The organism is [Flexibacter] sp. ATCC 35208 (assembly GCF_001975825.1).
Classification (GTDB): domain Bacteria; phylum Bacteroidota; class Bacteroidia; order Chitinophagales; family Chitinophagaceae; genus Chitinophaga.
On the sequence record NZ_MTKN01000010.1, the window covers coordinates 1 to 15,203 of the forward strand.

Annotated in this window: 12 protein-coding genes; 11 read left to right on the forward strand and 1 reads right to left on the reverse strand. The window is 45.8% G+C overall.

What is annotated here, in order from left to right; genetic code table 11:
* The 9 genes from BW716_RS36685 to BW716_RS08455 form a co-directional block, all read left to right on the forward strand.
* A partial coding sequence (locus BW716_RS36685) for a hypothetical protein (protein WP_220388728.1) occupies positions 1-1,257 on the forward strand: 1,257 nt, incomplete at its 5' end.
* Between the two features lie 3 nt (positions 1,258-1,260).
* Positions 1,261-2,715: a contractile injection system tape measure protein gene (locus BW716_RS08420; RefSeq protein ID WP_083722096.1), complete on the forward strand. Its 1,455-nt coding sequence runs from the start codon at positions 1,261-1,263 to the stop codon at positions 2,713-2,715.
* On the forward strand, positions 2,712-3,893 hold the full coding sequence (locus BW716_RS08425; RefSeq protein WP_083722097.1) for a hypothetical protein: 1,182 nt from the start codon (positions 2,712-2,714) through the stop codon (positions 3,891-3,893). Before BW716_RS08420 ends, BW716_RS08425 begins: the two co-directional genes overlap by 4 nt.
* On the forward strand, positions 3,893-7,978 hold the full coding sequence (locus BW716_RS08430; RefSeq protein ID WP_083722098.1) for a DUF4157 domain-containing protein: 4,086 nt from the start codon (positions 3,893-3,895) through the stop codon (positions 7,976-7,978). The genes BW716_RS08425 and BW716_RS08430 overlap by 1 nt, the downstream gene beginning before the upstream one ends.
* Positions 7,979-7,989: 11 nt before the next feature.
* Positions 7,990-8,412 carry an SMI1/KNR4 family protein gene (locus tag BW716_RS08435; protein WP_179091045.1) on the forward strand — a complete coding sequence of 141 codons (423 nt, stop codon included), beginning with the start codon at positions 7,990-7,992 and terminating at the stop codon, positions 8,410-8,412.
* Positions 8,412-9,179: a ParA family protein gene (locus tag BW716_RS08440; protein ID WP_083722100.1), complete on the forward strand. Its 768-nt coding sequence runs from the start codon at positions 8,412-8,414 to the stop codon at positions 9,177-9,179. The genes BW716_RS08435 and BW716_RS08440 overlap by 1 nt, the downstream gene beginning before the upstream one ends.
* A 10-nt stretch (positions 9,180-9,189) precedes the next feature.
* Positions 9,190-9,441, forward strand: coding sequence for a hypothetical protein (locus tag BW716_RS08445; protein WP_083722101.1), 252 nt, complete (start codon positions 9,190-9,192; stop codon positions 9,439-9,441).
* Between the two features lie 18 nt (positions 9,442-9,459).
* Positions 9,460-10,776: an ATP-binding protein gene (locus BW716_RS08450; protein WP_083722102.1), complete on the forward strand. Its 1,317-nt coding sequence runs from the start codon at positions 9,460-9,462 to the stop codon at positions 10,774-10,776.
* A 104-nt stretch (positions 10,777-10,880) separates the two neighbouring features.
* Positions 10,881-11,834, forward strand: coding sequence for a DUF3829 domain-containing protein (locus BW716_RS08455; RefSeq protein WP_179091046.1), 954 nt, complete (start codon positions 10,881-10,883; stop codon positions 11,832-11,834).
* 96 nt (positions 11,835-11,930) lie between these two features.
* Here the strand turns inward: BW716_RS08455 and BW716_RS08460 are convergent, their stop codons facing one another.
* Positions 11,931-13,346, reverse strand: coding sequence for an RtcB family protein (locus BW716_RS08460; protein ID WP_083722104.1), 1,416 nt, complete (start codon positions 13,344-13,346; stop codon positions 11,931-11,933).
* A 186-nt stretch (positions 13,347-13,532) separates the two neighbouring features.
* Between BW716_RS08460 and BW716_RS08465 the strand changes: the two genes are divergently transcribed.
* Complete coding sequence (locus tag BW716_RS08465; protein WP_083722105.1) at positions 13,533-13,883, forward strand: DUF6799 domain-containing protein; 351 nt, start codon at positions 13,533-13,535, stop codon at positions 13,881-13,883.
* 583 nt (positions 13,884-14,466) lie between these two features.
* Complete coding sequence (locus BW716_RS08470) at positions 14,467-15,105, forward strand: methyltransferase domain-containing protein (RefSeq protein ID WP_083722106.1); 639 nt, start codon at positions 14,467-14,469, stop codon at positions 15,103-15,105.
* Positions 15,106-15,203: the final 98 nt, after the last annotated feature.

Consider the following 15,203-nt stretch of genomic DNA (forward strand, 5'->3'; position numbering starts at 1 on the left):
ACTGCCGCGGGTGAAATGCTTGCCTGGAATCCTCAATTGTATACCACTTCTGAGATGGCTTGTGAGGCGGTGAAGAGAGCACAGAAATTGATCAATAGGGAGGGGCTACATGTAGTAGAACATATTCTGCTTCGACCTCATTGTGAAAATAATTGCGGGTGTTATTTGTTACCGCATCAGGCGGAGCTGTTCCGTCAGTGTGATTTTCCTGATCTGGTGGCAGGGTATGATCCTTATTCGTTTATTGCTACCGTTGTATTACCTGCATGGCCGGAGAGGTTTAGAAAGGATGGTAACAGGCAGGTGATTGAAAATATGCTGCAAAGGGAAGCGCCTGCGCATGTATTACTGCGTATTACCTGGTTGATGCCGAAAGAATTCTGTCAGTTTGAAAGTTATTATAAGCAATGGATCAGGTGGATGGCGAAGAAAACAGTGTGTAATGGGCCGTTTGATTTTGACGGGTTCTTACAGGTGTTGACGAGGGATGTGGAGACACAGGATTTTCAGGAGCAGGTGAATGAGTTGTTTGATTGGAAGACGTCTTGTGAAGAGCAGGGGCCTGTGATAAAGGTGGCGGCGGAGTGCAAGGTTGCAGTGGAGAGTACGGCGAAGGCGGTAAGTGCAGTTACGACTTCCGATAAGGCAGTCACTGAAGCAGCAACGAAACCAATAATCGAAGATAAAACAAAGCCTGTATCCGAAGCCGCAACAAAACCAGTAACCGAGGATGAAACGAAGCCTGTACCCGAAGCAATAACAAAACCAGTAGCTATTGCTGAACCGAAATCTGTAGGTCAGACCACCCCACTTGCCTACATTGACGCAAGCAATAAAGCCAGAATTGTCAATGGCCGTCTCAATGCCCGCAAGAAAGCCATCAAAGAACTGGCTGCCGACATTAAAGACAAACAACTCGCTGGCATGATCACCACCTTCTCCGAAGCTGCTGACCCCTCCTTAATACAATACCAGCAGGTAGTTGACAAAATTATAGCCGACTGGCCCAGTGGCAAAAAGAAGATCCTGAATAAAAAACAGGCCACTTCTCTCCTCAGCCTACTCACCGGTAACTATCTGGATAAATACACTTTCGGTGGCAAAGACATCAGTGGGCTCACTGCTGCCAAACCTATCCTGGACCAAATCAAAACCAAAATGCCACTGGCAGACATCTATAGAGAATGGAATGCTGCTACAGTGAAAAAATACGAACCTTCATTAGACATGACCCAGATTGAAAATCTCTTTAAATAATACATGGCAGCGGAACAACTCCATATGATCCGCAGACAGGTGCTGGCTTTGAAATTTCCAAAGTCAGCACCTGCTTTCGAATGGCAGCACGAGATGAGCAGGTATTACCACCATCATCTTGTGCCGCTGTTAGAAAAAGCTTGCAATGAACTTTGTGTCGAAGGCGAAGTAATACAACTGGATAGTGTTACCATTGACCTGGGTATCCTCCGGATCAAAGACATGAAGGCAGGCAAAAGCGAAGAAATAATCTATGCACTCCTGCTGGAACAACTTCGAAAGCACATTCCCACCGCATTGCGTATTTCGGCAAAAGCAGGTAATACCATCCGCCTGTCTGTAGCCCGGCAGTGGCTCTTTTACATGCAAAAAGGTTACCTCCCATGGAATACATTAAGGGCAGACTCCGTTTGGTACAATTATGTACTTGAAGCATTTGCTACTGACTTCCATATGGTCACGCTACTCAGAGAGCAGTTATTGCATGATCCTGTCGTATTACAGCGAGTGATCACTGATCACCCAGTTCCTTTTCTGATTCAATTAATGGAAATATTGACTGCCACCAGTCAGGCGAATATACTAACCGTATTTCATGAACTGGCTACGCTCAAAGCTTTTTCAAAAAGTGAAAGCCCGTCCCGTTTCCTCCCATCATCATCTTTTTCCATTCCAGTTGTTATGAGTCATCAGCTCTGGAAACTGGTATTTAAGATGGCGGCCGGTCCCCATGGGAAAAACCTTTCCACATCCCAGGTAGCAGCGGCTTACATACAGCAGGAGCAAATGGCAATGGAAATTTCTATAGCGGAATTAAATGAAGAGGTAATAAACGTACTACCGGTATGCTTTCCCTTATTAAAGGAGATGTCTGTTTCAAATGTAATTCATCCGGTTGCTTCCAATTCACAAAATAACGCAATCAGTATTGAACATGAAGATGACACCATCCCATCCGATGGCATCTTCCTCATCAACACCGGACTTGTCCTGCTCAATCCCTTCCTTTCCACCTTCTTCAAAAAACTAGGCCTGTTAAAAAATAACGCCTTTGCTGATATCACCGCACACGAAAAAGCATTGTACCTGCTGCATTACCTCGCTACAGGTGAAACCGAAACCCCAGAACATGCCTTAGTAGTGCCCAAGTTACTCTGCGCATGGCCATTAGGTAAAAACCTTGCACAGGAAATTGTATTGACACCCGGGGAGTGTGAAGAAGCAGACAACCTGCTGGAAGTCGTGATCGAACACTGGGAAAAACTACAAAATACATCTGTCGATGCATTGAGAGGTAGCTTTCTGCAACGCAACGGAAAGATCTTTACCCTCAATGAACAAACATATATCCAGGTTGAACAACAACCCCTAGATATCCTTTTAGATTACTTGCCATGGAGTATCAGTCATATCCGGCTGCCATGGATGAAAAATATTTTAAGAGTTGAATGGCGATGAAAAAATACAACCAATGTAAGAAACCTTCCCCTGTCACAGAGGAAACTCCTTTTTTCGGATCACAATCTGAAAGCAGTTTCTTCACGCCCACTATTCAACGCAGCCCGCTCAGTGAAAGCGTCAAAAACAGCTGGGGATTCGATGGCAATAAAGGAAACATCTTCAATATACTCAGAACCAAATGCCCCTGTAAAGACCCGGACCTGGATCAATACATCGGCAGCATCTTCCCCATTATCAGCGACGATTGGTGGCTGGCTACAACCATCATGCAATATGGTCCCGAGCCCTTATGGCCACACGAGCTACTGGTGGAACGTAATAAACGATCCAGGGAAAACAACTGGGGATCAGAACCAGGAAATATCGAAGCCAGTATGGGCAAGGAAGGCAAGATCAAAGCTTACTATTTTCCCGGTACCAGCGATCGTCGTGCGATGATCATTGGTGGTGTACATGGCAGTGAGCGGGGTGGTGTGGAAGTAGTGAATCATCTGCTGGAAATCATGCGGGGTCCGATGGCACAAATGCCATATTATTCTGTGATCATTGTACCCAGCCTCTTCCCTGACAATGTCGCTATTGGCAGCAGAGAAACGCCAGTAAAAGGCGCCGTTGACCCTAACCGACAATTCCCAAAAGTGGGGAGCAATGCCGATTTCAATGCTGATAAAAACTGTACAGTAGACAGTACCGGGAAAAGATGTGTTGAAGATAACAACCTCGTATTAATGGACCTGGTAGACCGCTTCAAACCTGAGCGCCTGGCCAGTGTACATGGTCATAGCAATTTAGACGAATCGACCATGAATGAACTGGGTGGTCCAAGTATCACCACCGATCCAAGACCTGGCAATGAAGCAGCTGATGAAGCACTGGCACTTGAGATGGCGAAAAAAGCAAATGACCTGAAGGTAAGAGTACCCGCCAATAAACTGGGTAAAAAGGATCAACATGTTCGTTACCCCAACAAAACAGCCAAGCGCTCTACTGAGGGTGTCACCTTTGGCAACTGGGGTTCGCATGCCACTCCTACCCGACCAGCGATGAATATGATATTGATTGAAACCTATGGTAATGCCACCAGCAAAGGCAACAAAACCAGACAGGCAGAACTGGAATCATTAGCAAGTGTGCTGCATGATATATTCCTGGCGCCTCCGAAGGAAACTAAATAATGGAAAAAGCTACCCCAACATCCGTCGCGACTTCCGCGAAAACAAACACCCCCTTTTTTGGAAAAGAAGGTGGGGAGGATTTTTTTTCGGGGACTGATTTTTTTGCTGATGTGCAAAGGTGTGCGTGTGATGAGCAGGAGGAAGAGATTCAAAGGTGTGCGTGCGACGAACAGGAGGAAGAAATTCATACTAAAACAGAAGAACAAAAACCAGATCCTGCACCTACACCCCCACCACCTGCAGCGCCTACGGAAACGGTAAAAGAATCGGAAGAAGAGGAGGAAGACCCGGAATCAAAGGAAGAAGTTCAAAAGAAACCCATCTTTGAAACCGAAGCGCCCAATGATATACAACGCAGTTGCCGGGAATGTGAAGAAGGGGAAGTAGTATACCGCCAACCAGCTACAAACATCCAGCTACTGGATGATGTAAAACCTGATGGCAGCCGTGAATCTATCATCACCGCGGCCAGAACTATGCTGGATAAAATCCAGGCCAAAAACAACGATGGCAGTGGCAAAAGAGTCGGTGCCCAATACCTTTTAGAGATCTTTCACCTCGCCGCCCCCGGGGTATGGGATGACACCAACATCGAAAACATCGGCGGTCAGCTTCCCTCCTGGTGTGGTATCTTCGCCGTTTGGGCACATAAAAAAGCAGGCAAAAACATAGGTGACTGGCAAATGGGTAAAGGTGTCTCAGCCTTCCATACCCTTACCCAAACCACTGCTCCTCAACCCGGTGATATCGGTTACATAGACCAACCCTACCAGCACCACTGCATAGTGGTAAAAGTGGAAGGCGACACCGTTTACAGCATCGATGGTAACAGCGGCCTTTTCAGTGAAGTAAAAGAAAATGTCAAACCACTCTCTAACTATTCCGGCTTTTTTACAGCCTTTGCAACCAGCACGAGCAGTGCGGTTCAAACCAAACTCACCGTTGGCCAGCCCGATGACATATACGAAAAAGAAGCTGACAGTGTCGCCACCCAGGTCATTCAGCGTATGGCAACTCCTATCATCCAGCGCTCCATTGCTCCTGTAAAGATCCAGCGTAAGCCCATCTTCGAAAGCAACAGCCCTGAACACCTGCAAAGGAAATGTGCCGCCTGCGAACAAAAAGAAAAGATGTTGCAAAAGAAAGGTGGCCCATCAGCAGCACCGCCTTCTGTAGAATCTACACTTGCAGGAAGCAAAGGCAGTGGTAGTCCGCTTCCTTCACACATACAACAAAGTATGGGTAGTGCTATGGGCGCAGACTTCAGTGGTATCCGAATTCATACGGACAGCAGCGCTGTGCAGATGAACAAAGACCTGCATGCACAGGCCTTTACCCATGGCAATCACATTTACTTCAACAGTGGTAAATACAACACGGCGCATAGCAGCGGTCAGCACCTGCTGGCGCATGAGCTCACACATACCATTCAACAAGGCGCTGCGGGTAAAGCCATCAACCGGCTCACGGCAGAAGAACAAACTTCTCACGCCAATGATGTATATGATGCACTGGATGGCTGGACCTCCAGCAATGACAGCGCCATCATCTTATCCAAATTCCAGGGACTGAGCGCGAATGATGTGGATGCTATCCTGAACGCCGTAGCCGCCAGGGCAGAAGAAAACGTACTATATGTGTATGACTGGCTCAGTGCTGACTGTGTTACTTCTGACTGGAAAGCATTGCTCCGCATCTTCATACAGGTACAATCTACCCAGATCACTGAGCTCATAGCAAAAGAGGTTTTGAATCGTCTGAATGGATACACCTCTGACGACGACAGCAAAGAGATCAGGGAACTGCTTACGGGGCCTACCGGTGGTACGATGGACAACATTCTCGGGGAGATGGAGACACAGGGGGAATACCTTCCTGATGACATGGCTGTCTTCCTCTTTGGAGATTTACAGGATATGGATGCGCACAACCTGTCGCTCGCCTTCTTTGGCAGTGGCAGTGTAAAAGCCCTGGAATACGCCACTCACTGGTATGCCTATAAGATTAAAAACCTTATTTCAGGCTGGACCAGCATGGCAGACAGCAACTCTATATTACTCAACTTCCGCCGGTTGCCTAATCACATGGCGCGAGTGGCAGTATATGCCAAACTTGGGGAACTCACACAGGCCGAATGGAATGAAACCGCGGCCTTCTCTCTCATGGACGATATGCAGCAGGGAGATTACAATACCTTACGCAGTGAATTACTCCCCGAACTGCCTGTGTATAGTATTGAAAGAAACTTCCTCCGGCAGGCATGGGATTTTATCACTGATGTAGGTGATTACCTGATTGGTTTTGTAGAATATGTAGTTTGTGGAGTAGCTGGTGTCATCGCGGGTATTTTTGATGCCATTGCAAGCATTGTAAGTGGCATAGTTGACCTCGCGGCAGGTATTGTACACTTCTGTGGCTGGTTACTTTTTAAAGCCAGCGGCGGGGCTATATGCAGGGAATCTGCTGATAAGGTACACGACTTCGTGGCTTCTATTGGTCAGGCTTTTAATGCGCCCGGTGAAATGATTTCCAGGATGTGGGAAGAAACAAAACTGGAAGCTTCCCTGATCGAAGGTCCATTTGAAGAATGTCAGCTCGCGATCTTCTGGGTGAGAAAGGTGACTAACTTTGTGGTGAACATAGTCTTACTCATTGTTGCTGGCTATGGTGCCGTCAAAGCGGCGCTTGAAGCCATCGAAACCATCAAGACCATCAGCACATTCGGCGAGTTTCTCACAAAAGTGGGCGAGGTACCTATCCGTTTACTGCGCAGCATGCGGCAATTGCCAGCCAGCCTTGCCAGCGGTGCAGCCAGGATCGTGAGTACGATCCGTAATATTGATGAAATCATTTCGGCAGTCCGAACCACGATAGGTTTTATCCGACTCGCAGTTGCTGATGAAAACTTCTTTACAAACTTACGAGCTGCAGGTACTGAACTGGCCAGAGAACGACTCGCCGCAGAAAGGGAGTTCTGGCGCAGGCGCCGTGAGATATGGCGAGGTGCTACTGATGCGCAGGAAACACGCCTGGGAGGTATTGAAAACGCCACTGATGATGCGATTGCCACAGCCGATACAAACCGTCAGGCTGCCGAAGCGCAGATACTAGAAGCAGAAGCGGAAGCCAATACTACCAGAACTGCCGCCAATGCGACTGAAACTGAAGTAAGAACAGGGCAACCTACCGATGAACCTAACAGACCTGTTACTCCTGATGTTCCGAATCCGGAAGCACTGGCATGGGAACAGAGCCTGAGTCCTGAAACCCGTGCCATGCTCGATGCCGATCCTGAACTCCGCAGGATGTGGCACAACATGGATCCTGATGTACGTCGTGCACTTACCTATTGTAATTCCCCCTGTATCCCGGTCAATATTTCTCCACAGAACCTGACCAAGGTACATAACCTCATCACCAGGCTCAACCTGTCTTCTGATGACCGTGCACTCAGGGAATACCTGCATATGTTCAGAGACAACCAGACAGATCTTGCCAACGCCATCGACGCACTCAATGGTGTCACCAATGGAACAGAGCTGCAGCAATTCATGGACAACCGCCTCATTTCAGCGATACAGGCCAGGGCAGGTGTAACATTGCGCAGGGGTGTTGGCGGATTGTGGGAATATACCCGGGCTGATGGCGTAGTGATCCGTGAATTTGAATTCAATACCCACGGGTTCCTGACTGACAACAGGGGTACGAACAACTTCTTCCAGTCACACCACGGTATACAAGATGCCTGGGCAAGGGAACGCTTTGCAGGTATGGGGGTTTATGGCAGGGATGACGCTCCGGCTTTGTTACTGAGAACACGTAACTTCGCCGACGGCGCCCGTGGTACCCCACATGGATTGATCAATGACCTGCAGGGCGCCAGAAGAGCAACGGTCGCTACCCGCACCTTTGCAGAAGAAAGAGCCTTCCTGGTAAGTGATATGAATGCAATAGGCATACCTGCCGGCGTGCAGGGGCCTTACCTCGCAGAAGTGGATGCCTACTTTGGAAGGATCTACAATACACTCAGAACAACTTTAACCAACGATCAGCTAACTGCTATCTTTGGCACATGGACCCCATAAAAAAAGACCTTATGAGTACAATTATTGGTCCCGACTGGGATAAACAAAACCCGGCTACGGAGCAAGATATACAATCGCTGGAAGCTGCTTTCGGGGCAATACCGGAAGACTACAAAGCCTTGTTATTACAATCCAACGGCAGTAGTCTGCGTGGTAAGAAGACACCATTCATCATCTATTCCGTCTCTGAAGTACTGGCATTATTCAGAGAGAAAGATCTGTATAAATTCATTCCGCAATCCCTTGTTTTTGGTGGGGATGGTGGGGGTACTATTTATTGTTTTGACCTGCGCCCGGGAAAGGAACAGGCTGTATTTTTCATCAGGGAAGAAGATGCCGGTTATGAGCCGAATGCATACAATTATGTAGTGTTTAATGGCACGACACTTACTGACACCATTCAGCGCATTGTCAACAATGAAAAGCTCAACTAATGCCTATCATTTCCATAGCCATCCAAAAGGGAGGCGCTGGCAAGACCACTACCTCCATTAATCTTGGTGCCGCACTGGCAAGAGCCGGGAAGAAAGTGCTGCTGGTAGATGCCGATCCACAGGCCAACCTCTCCCAATCACTGGGTGTGCCGCCGGAGCCGGCGCAAAACCTGTATACTGAATTGAAGCGGGAAATGACAGGAGAAGGCAGCCAGATCAGGGATGCGATTATCAACATCAAAGAAGGACTGGACCTTGTTCCATCGTCTATTGAACTGGCAGGTGCAGAGCTGGAACTGGTGAGTGTATATGGCAGAGAACAGGTACTTAGCTGGCTCTTACAACCTGTAGCAGCTGATTATGATTTTATTCTCATTGATTGTCCTCATGCTGTAGGAATGCTCACTGTGAATGCGCTGGCTTGTAGTGACTATGTGCTCATTCCTCTGCCGGCAGAGTTTCTGCCATTGAAAGGGGCATATAGTTTTATGCAGCACTTTCAGACGATCAGAAAAAAGCTGAACCCCAAACTCAATCTGCTGGGCATGGTCCTCACCAGATTTGACGAGCGGAAAACAATGAATCAACAAGTCAGACAGGAACTGACTGATAAATACAATGGTCAGGTATTCGGCACAGTCATTCGTACCAATATGCAACTGGCCAAAGCACAGGAAGCAGGTAAAGATATTTTCAGCTATGACCCACAGGCCAATGGTGCAAAAGATTACGCCAGACTGGCAACGGAACTACTTAGTAAATTATAAATGACTCCATATGCCCCGTTCAATTCGCCTTCGCCCCCAGGAACAGGCTACACAATCCGGTTTCTTTCAAAAAAAGGAGGACCCCTCTTTTTTTAAAGTCAATGAACCGGATGATAAACATGAAAAAGAAGCAGATGCTGTAGCGGACAATACCATTCAGCGACTCGCTACTCCTGAAGATAAACAGGAGCCGGCTACCAACGAAGGCCGGATGAAACAGGACAAAGATATTCAACGCTGTCCCTGTGAAGAATCTGAATAACATTTTACAATAAAGAACATGCAGGTATTACAGGCGTACGCCAAAGTTTTGTCAGGATTAATCAGTCATCGCATGCAAACGCCTGAAGCTGATCTGGTCATTAACGTTCCAATTGATATGGATCAGGAGGATCCATTCCTACAATTTATCAAAGCACATTCATTAACTACCTATGAACAGTTATTACTCTTCATGGCCCTCATCCCCCATTTACAACCCGACTACTTCGATACCGAAATACAGAAATATCTTCCGGGCAAAGGCGACTTTCCACAAATAGGCGGTACCCGCAGTAAACAAAGCAGGGGCTTTCTGCCCACAGGAGAAACAGCACTGTTCTTACTAGGTGGCAATGACTGGGGTACACGTATTGAAATACAACAGATCTTCTGGCCAGATCACTTCTTCAGCCGTTCAAAAGTACTCTGGCTGGAAGAGATGCCGGGGGGTGAACCCACGATGAGCGGACGATTGCTTTTATCGCAGGATCATATCAACATCTTTACACATGGCAAACCAGTACCCCCACATTTCAGTAGTAGCTTTCCTGCCAAACCAGTAACGACTGAATTAACATGGGATGACCTGGTCATCAGCAATGACCTGAGAGCACAGATTGATGAGCTGATAAGCTGGGTCAACCTCAATGCGAAGCTGATGAACAGATGGGATATGGAAAAACGCCTGCGCAAAGGATACAGAGCCCTCTTCTATGGGCCACCGGGTACAGGAAAAACATTCACAGCAGGATTGTTAGGGAAGTATACAGGCAAGGACGTGTATAAAATAGACCTCTCTATGATTGTGTCTAAATACATCGGTGAAACAGAAAAGAATTTAGAATTATTATTCAGCCGTGCTGAAGACAAAGGATGGATTTTATTCTTTGATGAAGCAGATGCACTCTTTGGAAAACGCACCAATGTGCGGGATGCGCATGACAAATACGCCAACCAGGAGGTGTCTTATTTATTACAACGTATTGAAGACTATAATGGACTGATCATTCTCGCTACCAATATGAAGAATAATATAGACGATGCATTTATACGTCGTTTCAATGCGATCTTAAAATTTACTTTCCCCGATGCCAATGAGCGGGCTTTGATATGGCGCAGAACTTTTCCATCTAAATCTACATTTATAGGCGGGGATATTCCTGATATGGTTAAACGATATGAACTGGCAGGAGGCAGTATCCTGAATGTAGTGCACTATGCCTGTCTGAAGGCAATTGAGAAACATACGGATGATAAGGAAGAACTGGAAATTTATGTCAATGATGTACTGGACGGCATCAAGCGGGAATTTGTAAAAGAAGGCAAGCCCTTCTGATAATGAAAAATTATATATATTTGCCCATTGTTTGTGAAAGAGGACAATATACCACATTAACTACCAGTACTTTATTGAATTTGTTTAACCAAAAACACCCTTACATGAGAACATTTATCTGTTCATTCCTTGTCATTGCTATGTTCGTTAGTAGCACATCCTGTAACAATACCAGCGGCAAGAAACCCGGCGCTTCCGAATACAGCGAAAACTCAGCTGAATCAGCCAGCCACATTATTGAATACACGAACCTGATCGTTGATATGTCGAACAAACATAACAGCTACCTGGAAGATGTTGTAAACAATACCACCAAACTGGAAGAAGCACTGAAGCATCCTAATGACCACTATCGTTTTATCACGATCAATAAGCCATTCTCTGCACCGGATTTCCATCAATTCAATCAGAAAGTCAAAATCGACGAACCTGTAAAAGAACTTAGTTCTCCCGACAAAAAGTTCTTCAAAGACAGCATTACGAAGTACCAGGGGCTTTTTGCCACTATGCAGGCGACTAACAACCGTATGCACGAGTACATCACTGCAGAAGATTACAAAGACGATAAAGGTTCGAAAGGATACGCTATCATCGATACGCTCCGTGGCCAGATCGCTCAATTATATAGTCTGAAAAGCGCTATTGTAAAGAAAGTTGAAGTAGTAGCTGACGCAAGCGAACAAATTATTCTGAAGGATAGTCCGCTGAAAGAATACATCATCGCGATGAAAAAGGATATGGGCAATATCCGTTCCTTCATCGATCTGCTGGGTAGTGAGGAAAAATATGCTGGTATCGAAGCGAAAGCCAAAGCCCAGTATGATTCACTGGAAAAAGCACAGGCTGAACATGCACAGATCAATATCGACAATGCGAAGAAAGCAAACGAAGATCATAGCTTTAATACTTTCTACGATGATTTCCATAAACTACTGCTGAATGCCAGAAAACGCATGCGTGATGCTGGTGAAAAGGGTCACTTTGAGAGTTATGACCTGGAATCACTGGATAGCGATTACGATTCACTGGTAAGAGATTATAATAATTTCAATAGTTAAGAAATAAAAACATTCATGAAAGAGGGAATTCACCAGCGAAGATGAAGACCATTTTCAGATAAAACGGGCTTGCCTCACACGGCAAGCCCGTTTTATTTAGTCTTCTCTACTTCCATCATCCGCCATTCTCACAATTCGAGGCGAGAACTTCGCCACCACATCTACCAACGCTTCCTGTGCCGCCATCACTGTATGGATGTCCTTATACGCCATTGGCGCTTCGTCCAGACCTGCACCGATCAATGTCACATTGTTAGCTGCCAGTACCGCTACCATATCTACTTTCGAAATCTCTTTTTCCGCTCTGGTACGGCTCAATTGTCTACCCGCACCGTGAGATGCTGAGTTAATCGCCGCTTCTTCTCCCTTACCACGTACCAGGAATCCAGGCGTAGCCATAGAACCAGGAATGATACCCATCACACCTTTACCTGCGGGCGTTGCTCCCTTTCTATGCACGATTACTTCTTCACCATTCAATTGTTCCTTCCACGCAAAGTTATGGTGGTTCTCTACGGTTGCCAGCAACTGGCCACCTACCAGGGCTGCAACTTTACGGTGTATTACCTCGTGACATGCTGCCGCATAATCACCGGCCAGGTTCATCGCCATCCAGTATTCCTGACCTTCTGCCGTATTCATATCCAACCATGCCAGGTTAGCTGCTTCTTTTGGCAGTTTACACAGGTCCTTGGCCAGTCTGGTATAATAACCGGCTACTGTCGCACCAAAACCACGGGAACCGGAGTGTGATAACAGCGCCAGGTATTTACCTGCATTTATATTCAGTGCTTCGTCTCTCTGCGCAAATTCAATCACACCAAATTCCACGAAGTGGTTACCGCCACCTGATGTTCCCAGTTGTGACCAGGCTTTATCTTTCAGTTGTTTTACAAACGGTGTCATATTAAATGCATCGTTATCCAGTACGGCGTGTTCTGCACGATATTTACCGTGGAAACTTTGTCCTGCACCAAATTTTGTTTCATCCAGCAGGATCTTTTTCAACTTCGTTTCATCCATGGCAGTATCCGGAATATCATAGATGGACAGCGCCATTCTACATCCGATATCTACACCTACACCATAAGGGATCACAGCGCCTTTGGCAGCTAATACACCGCCGATTGGCAGGCCATAGCCCTGATGTGCATCGGGCATCAATGCACCACCCACCGTTACCGGCAGCCGCATAGCGAAATCCATTTGTTTGATGGCACCCGGATCGATGGCTGCTTCGCCATAGATCTTATAATCAGCAGCTTTATCATTGAGGGATATAGTGGTATCTACAGGGGCGGAGGCTTCTTCAATCATTTTAGTCGCAAGGTCTTCCAACACCGGATGGTCCAGGTACATTTCTGGTGCAGATCGCAGGTTACTCATCAATGCAATAAGGCTTGTATGGTCCATATCGCTTAAATGCGCTTCGATTACGGCCAGCGCTTCACCTACTATTTTACCTTGTTTAAAACCTGCTGCAATTAGATCAGCTCCATTAATCTTGTTCATACATTGATCAATTTAGTATAATTGAATTGATGATACAAATATTCAAACCTATGTGCGCAAGGTTAGTGCGTAGTTAAAAAAAACTTTCTGGCACCATACATGTTATATATCCTTATAGAAAACCTTTATATATATACAGCTGAGACAGCTGTAGTTTCAAACCTGTAATCTCAAAAAAATCTAACAATGAAAAAACTACTAATTTTTTCCGCCTCTCTGCTGTTAATAACAGCCAGTGCTACATCTGCACAAACTCCCATGACTGATACTGCCATGCATCACCATAATGGTATGCACAAGATGAAAGACTGTGTAGTCATGAAAGGAGGCAAAGTATGGGTAATGAAAGGTGGTCAGAAGTCAGAAATGACAAAGACCATGACCATGACTGATGGTACGATGGTAATGGCAGACGGTACTGTTAAAAATAAAGATGGTAAAACGTGGATGCTGAAAGATGGGGAGATGATAGATATGAACGGTAAAGTGATGATGAAGGATAAAATGAAAAAGGCCAAATCAGACGGTATGAAATAGTACCATGATAGTTAAAAGGAAAGGGCAGCCACTACCGCTGCCCTTTTTTCTTTTCTTTTATTGATTAGTCGATGAACAACTGTGTAACTGCGGCTGCATCTTTCGCCCATACCGTAGTATAGGCTTCATCAGATGCCTTCTTCATCTACAGGTTGATGTGTAAAAGGGCGTTTTAATGTGGGTATGTATAGGGCCTGTTGGCGTAAGGAAACTTTCAACAATGCTTTTAGCTGTTCCATGCTGATTTGTATTAAAAAGAAAGGTCCGGAATTTTGTAACTGTTATCAGATTAGAAGTAAGTTACAATTGACCAGGACCAAATATCTAACGATACAAAGATGTCACCACAAGTGCGCAATTTTTCTGCGCAGACAGAATTAATCTTACCAAAGGTAATAAATAATTTTATTTATTATATATAATATTTTGAAAAGTGAGTATAAAGTTGTCTATCTCCTAATCAATTATTTTTCTTATATTGCTTAACACAGTATTAAGACACAAGACACAATAGCCTGGACAATCAGCACATTTTCTCCTGTTTTCCCACTACCTCCATGTACCTTATTTAAACCCATCAACTATGAGTAAACTTTATGTACAGTATGGCTGTGGCATGTCATCACCCCAGGGCTGGAAGAACTTTGACGCCTCTCCTACGCTCCGTCTGCAGCAATTACCTCTTATAGGGAATTTGCTTAAACAACGCATGCATATTGCTTTCCCCGACAATGTGCTACAAGGGGACATCATCAGAGGTTTACCTGGCATCGCCGACAACTCTGCTGATGGTGCATATTGTTCGCACGTGTTGGAACACCTTACGTACGAAGATTTCCTCATTGCTGTGCGCAACACCTACCGGATACTGAAACCCGGCGGTATCTTCCGCTGTGTAGTACCCGACCTGGAAAAAGCAGCCCGCGAATATGTGGAAGACCTTACGAATCATGACCAGGAGGCCAACGCAAAATTCCTGCAAAAAACACGGTTAGGAAAAACGCATCGTCGCAGGGGTATTAAAGGACTGTTGCAAAATACATATGGCAACAGTGACCACCTGTTTATGTGGGACACTTTATCGTTATCCAATGAACTGTACAGGGCAGGCTTCAGTTATGTACGTCCTGCCACATTTAATGATAGTGAAGATGAAATGTTTAAACTTGTGGAAAGTGAAGGACGGTTTAACAATGCTGTTGCACTTGAAGCGCGTAAATGAAAATAAAAGAGCGTGTATCAAAAGTAAGATACACGCTCTATTCATTCGGATACCTGATGGAGCCAGGTTTCCATGTATGTTGTTCTAAGGAGGTTCAT

Coding starts and splice junctions, on each gene's coding strand:
- BW716_RS08420 (WP_083722096.1), top strand. CDS start 1,261: ATGGCAGCGGAACAACTCCATATGATCCGCAGACAGGTGCTGGCTTTG.
- BW716_RS08425 (WP_083722097.1), top strand. CDS start 2,712: ATGAAAAAATACAACCAATGTAAGAAACCTTCCCCTGTCACAGAGGAA.
- BW716_RS08430 (WP_083722098.1), top strand. CDS start 3,893: ATGGAAAAAGCTACCCCAACATCCGTCGCGACTTCCGCGAAAACAAAC.
- BW716_RS08435 (WP_179091045.1), top strand. CDS start 7,990: ATGAGTACAATTATTGGTCCCGACTGGGATAAACAAAACCCGGCTACG.
- BW716_RS08440 (WP_083722100.1), top strand. CDS start 8,412: ATGCCTATCATTTCCATAGCCATCCAAAAGGGAGGCGCTGGCAAGACC.
- BW716_RS08445 (WP_083722101.1), top strand. CDS start 9,190: ATGCCCCGTTCAATTCGCCTTCGCCCCCAGGAACAGGCTACACAATCC.
- BW716_RS08450 (WP_083722102.1), top strand. CDS start 9,460: ATGCAGGTATTACAGGCGTACGCCAAAGTTTTGTCAGGATTAATCAGT.
- BW716_RS08455 (WP_179091046.1), top strand. CDS start 10,881: ATGAGAACATTTATCTGTTCATTCCTTGTCATTGCTATGTTCGTTAGT.
- BW716_RS08460 (WP_083722104.1), bottom strand. CDS start 13,346: ATGAACAAGATTAATGGAGCTGATCTAATTGCAGCAGGTTTTAAACAA.
- BW716_RS08465 (WP_083722105.1), top strand. CDS start 13,533: ATGAAAAAACTACTAATTTTTTCCGCCTCTCTGCTGTTAATAACAGCC.
- BW716_RS08470 (WP_083722106.1), top strand. CDS start 14,467: ATGAGTAAACTTTATGTACAGTATGGCTGTGGCATGTCATCACCCCAG.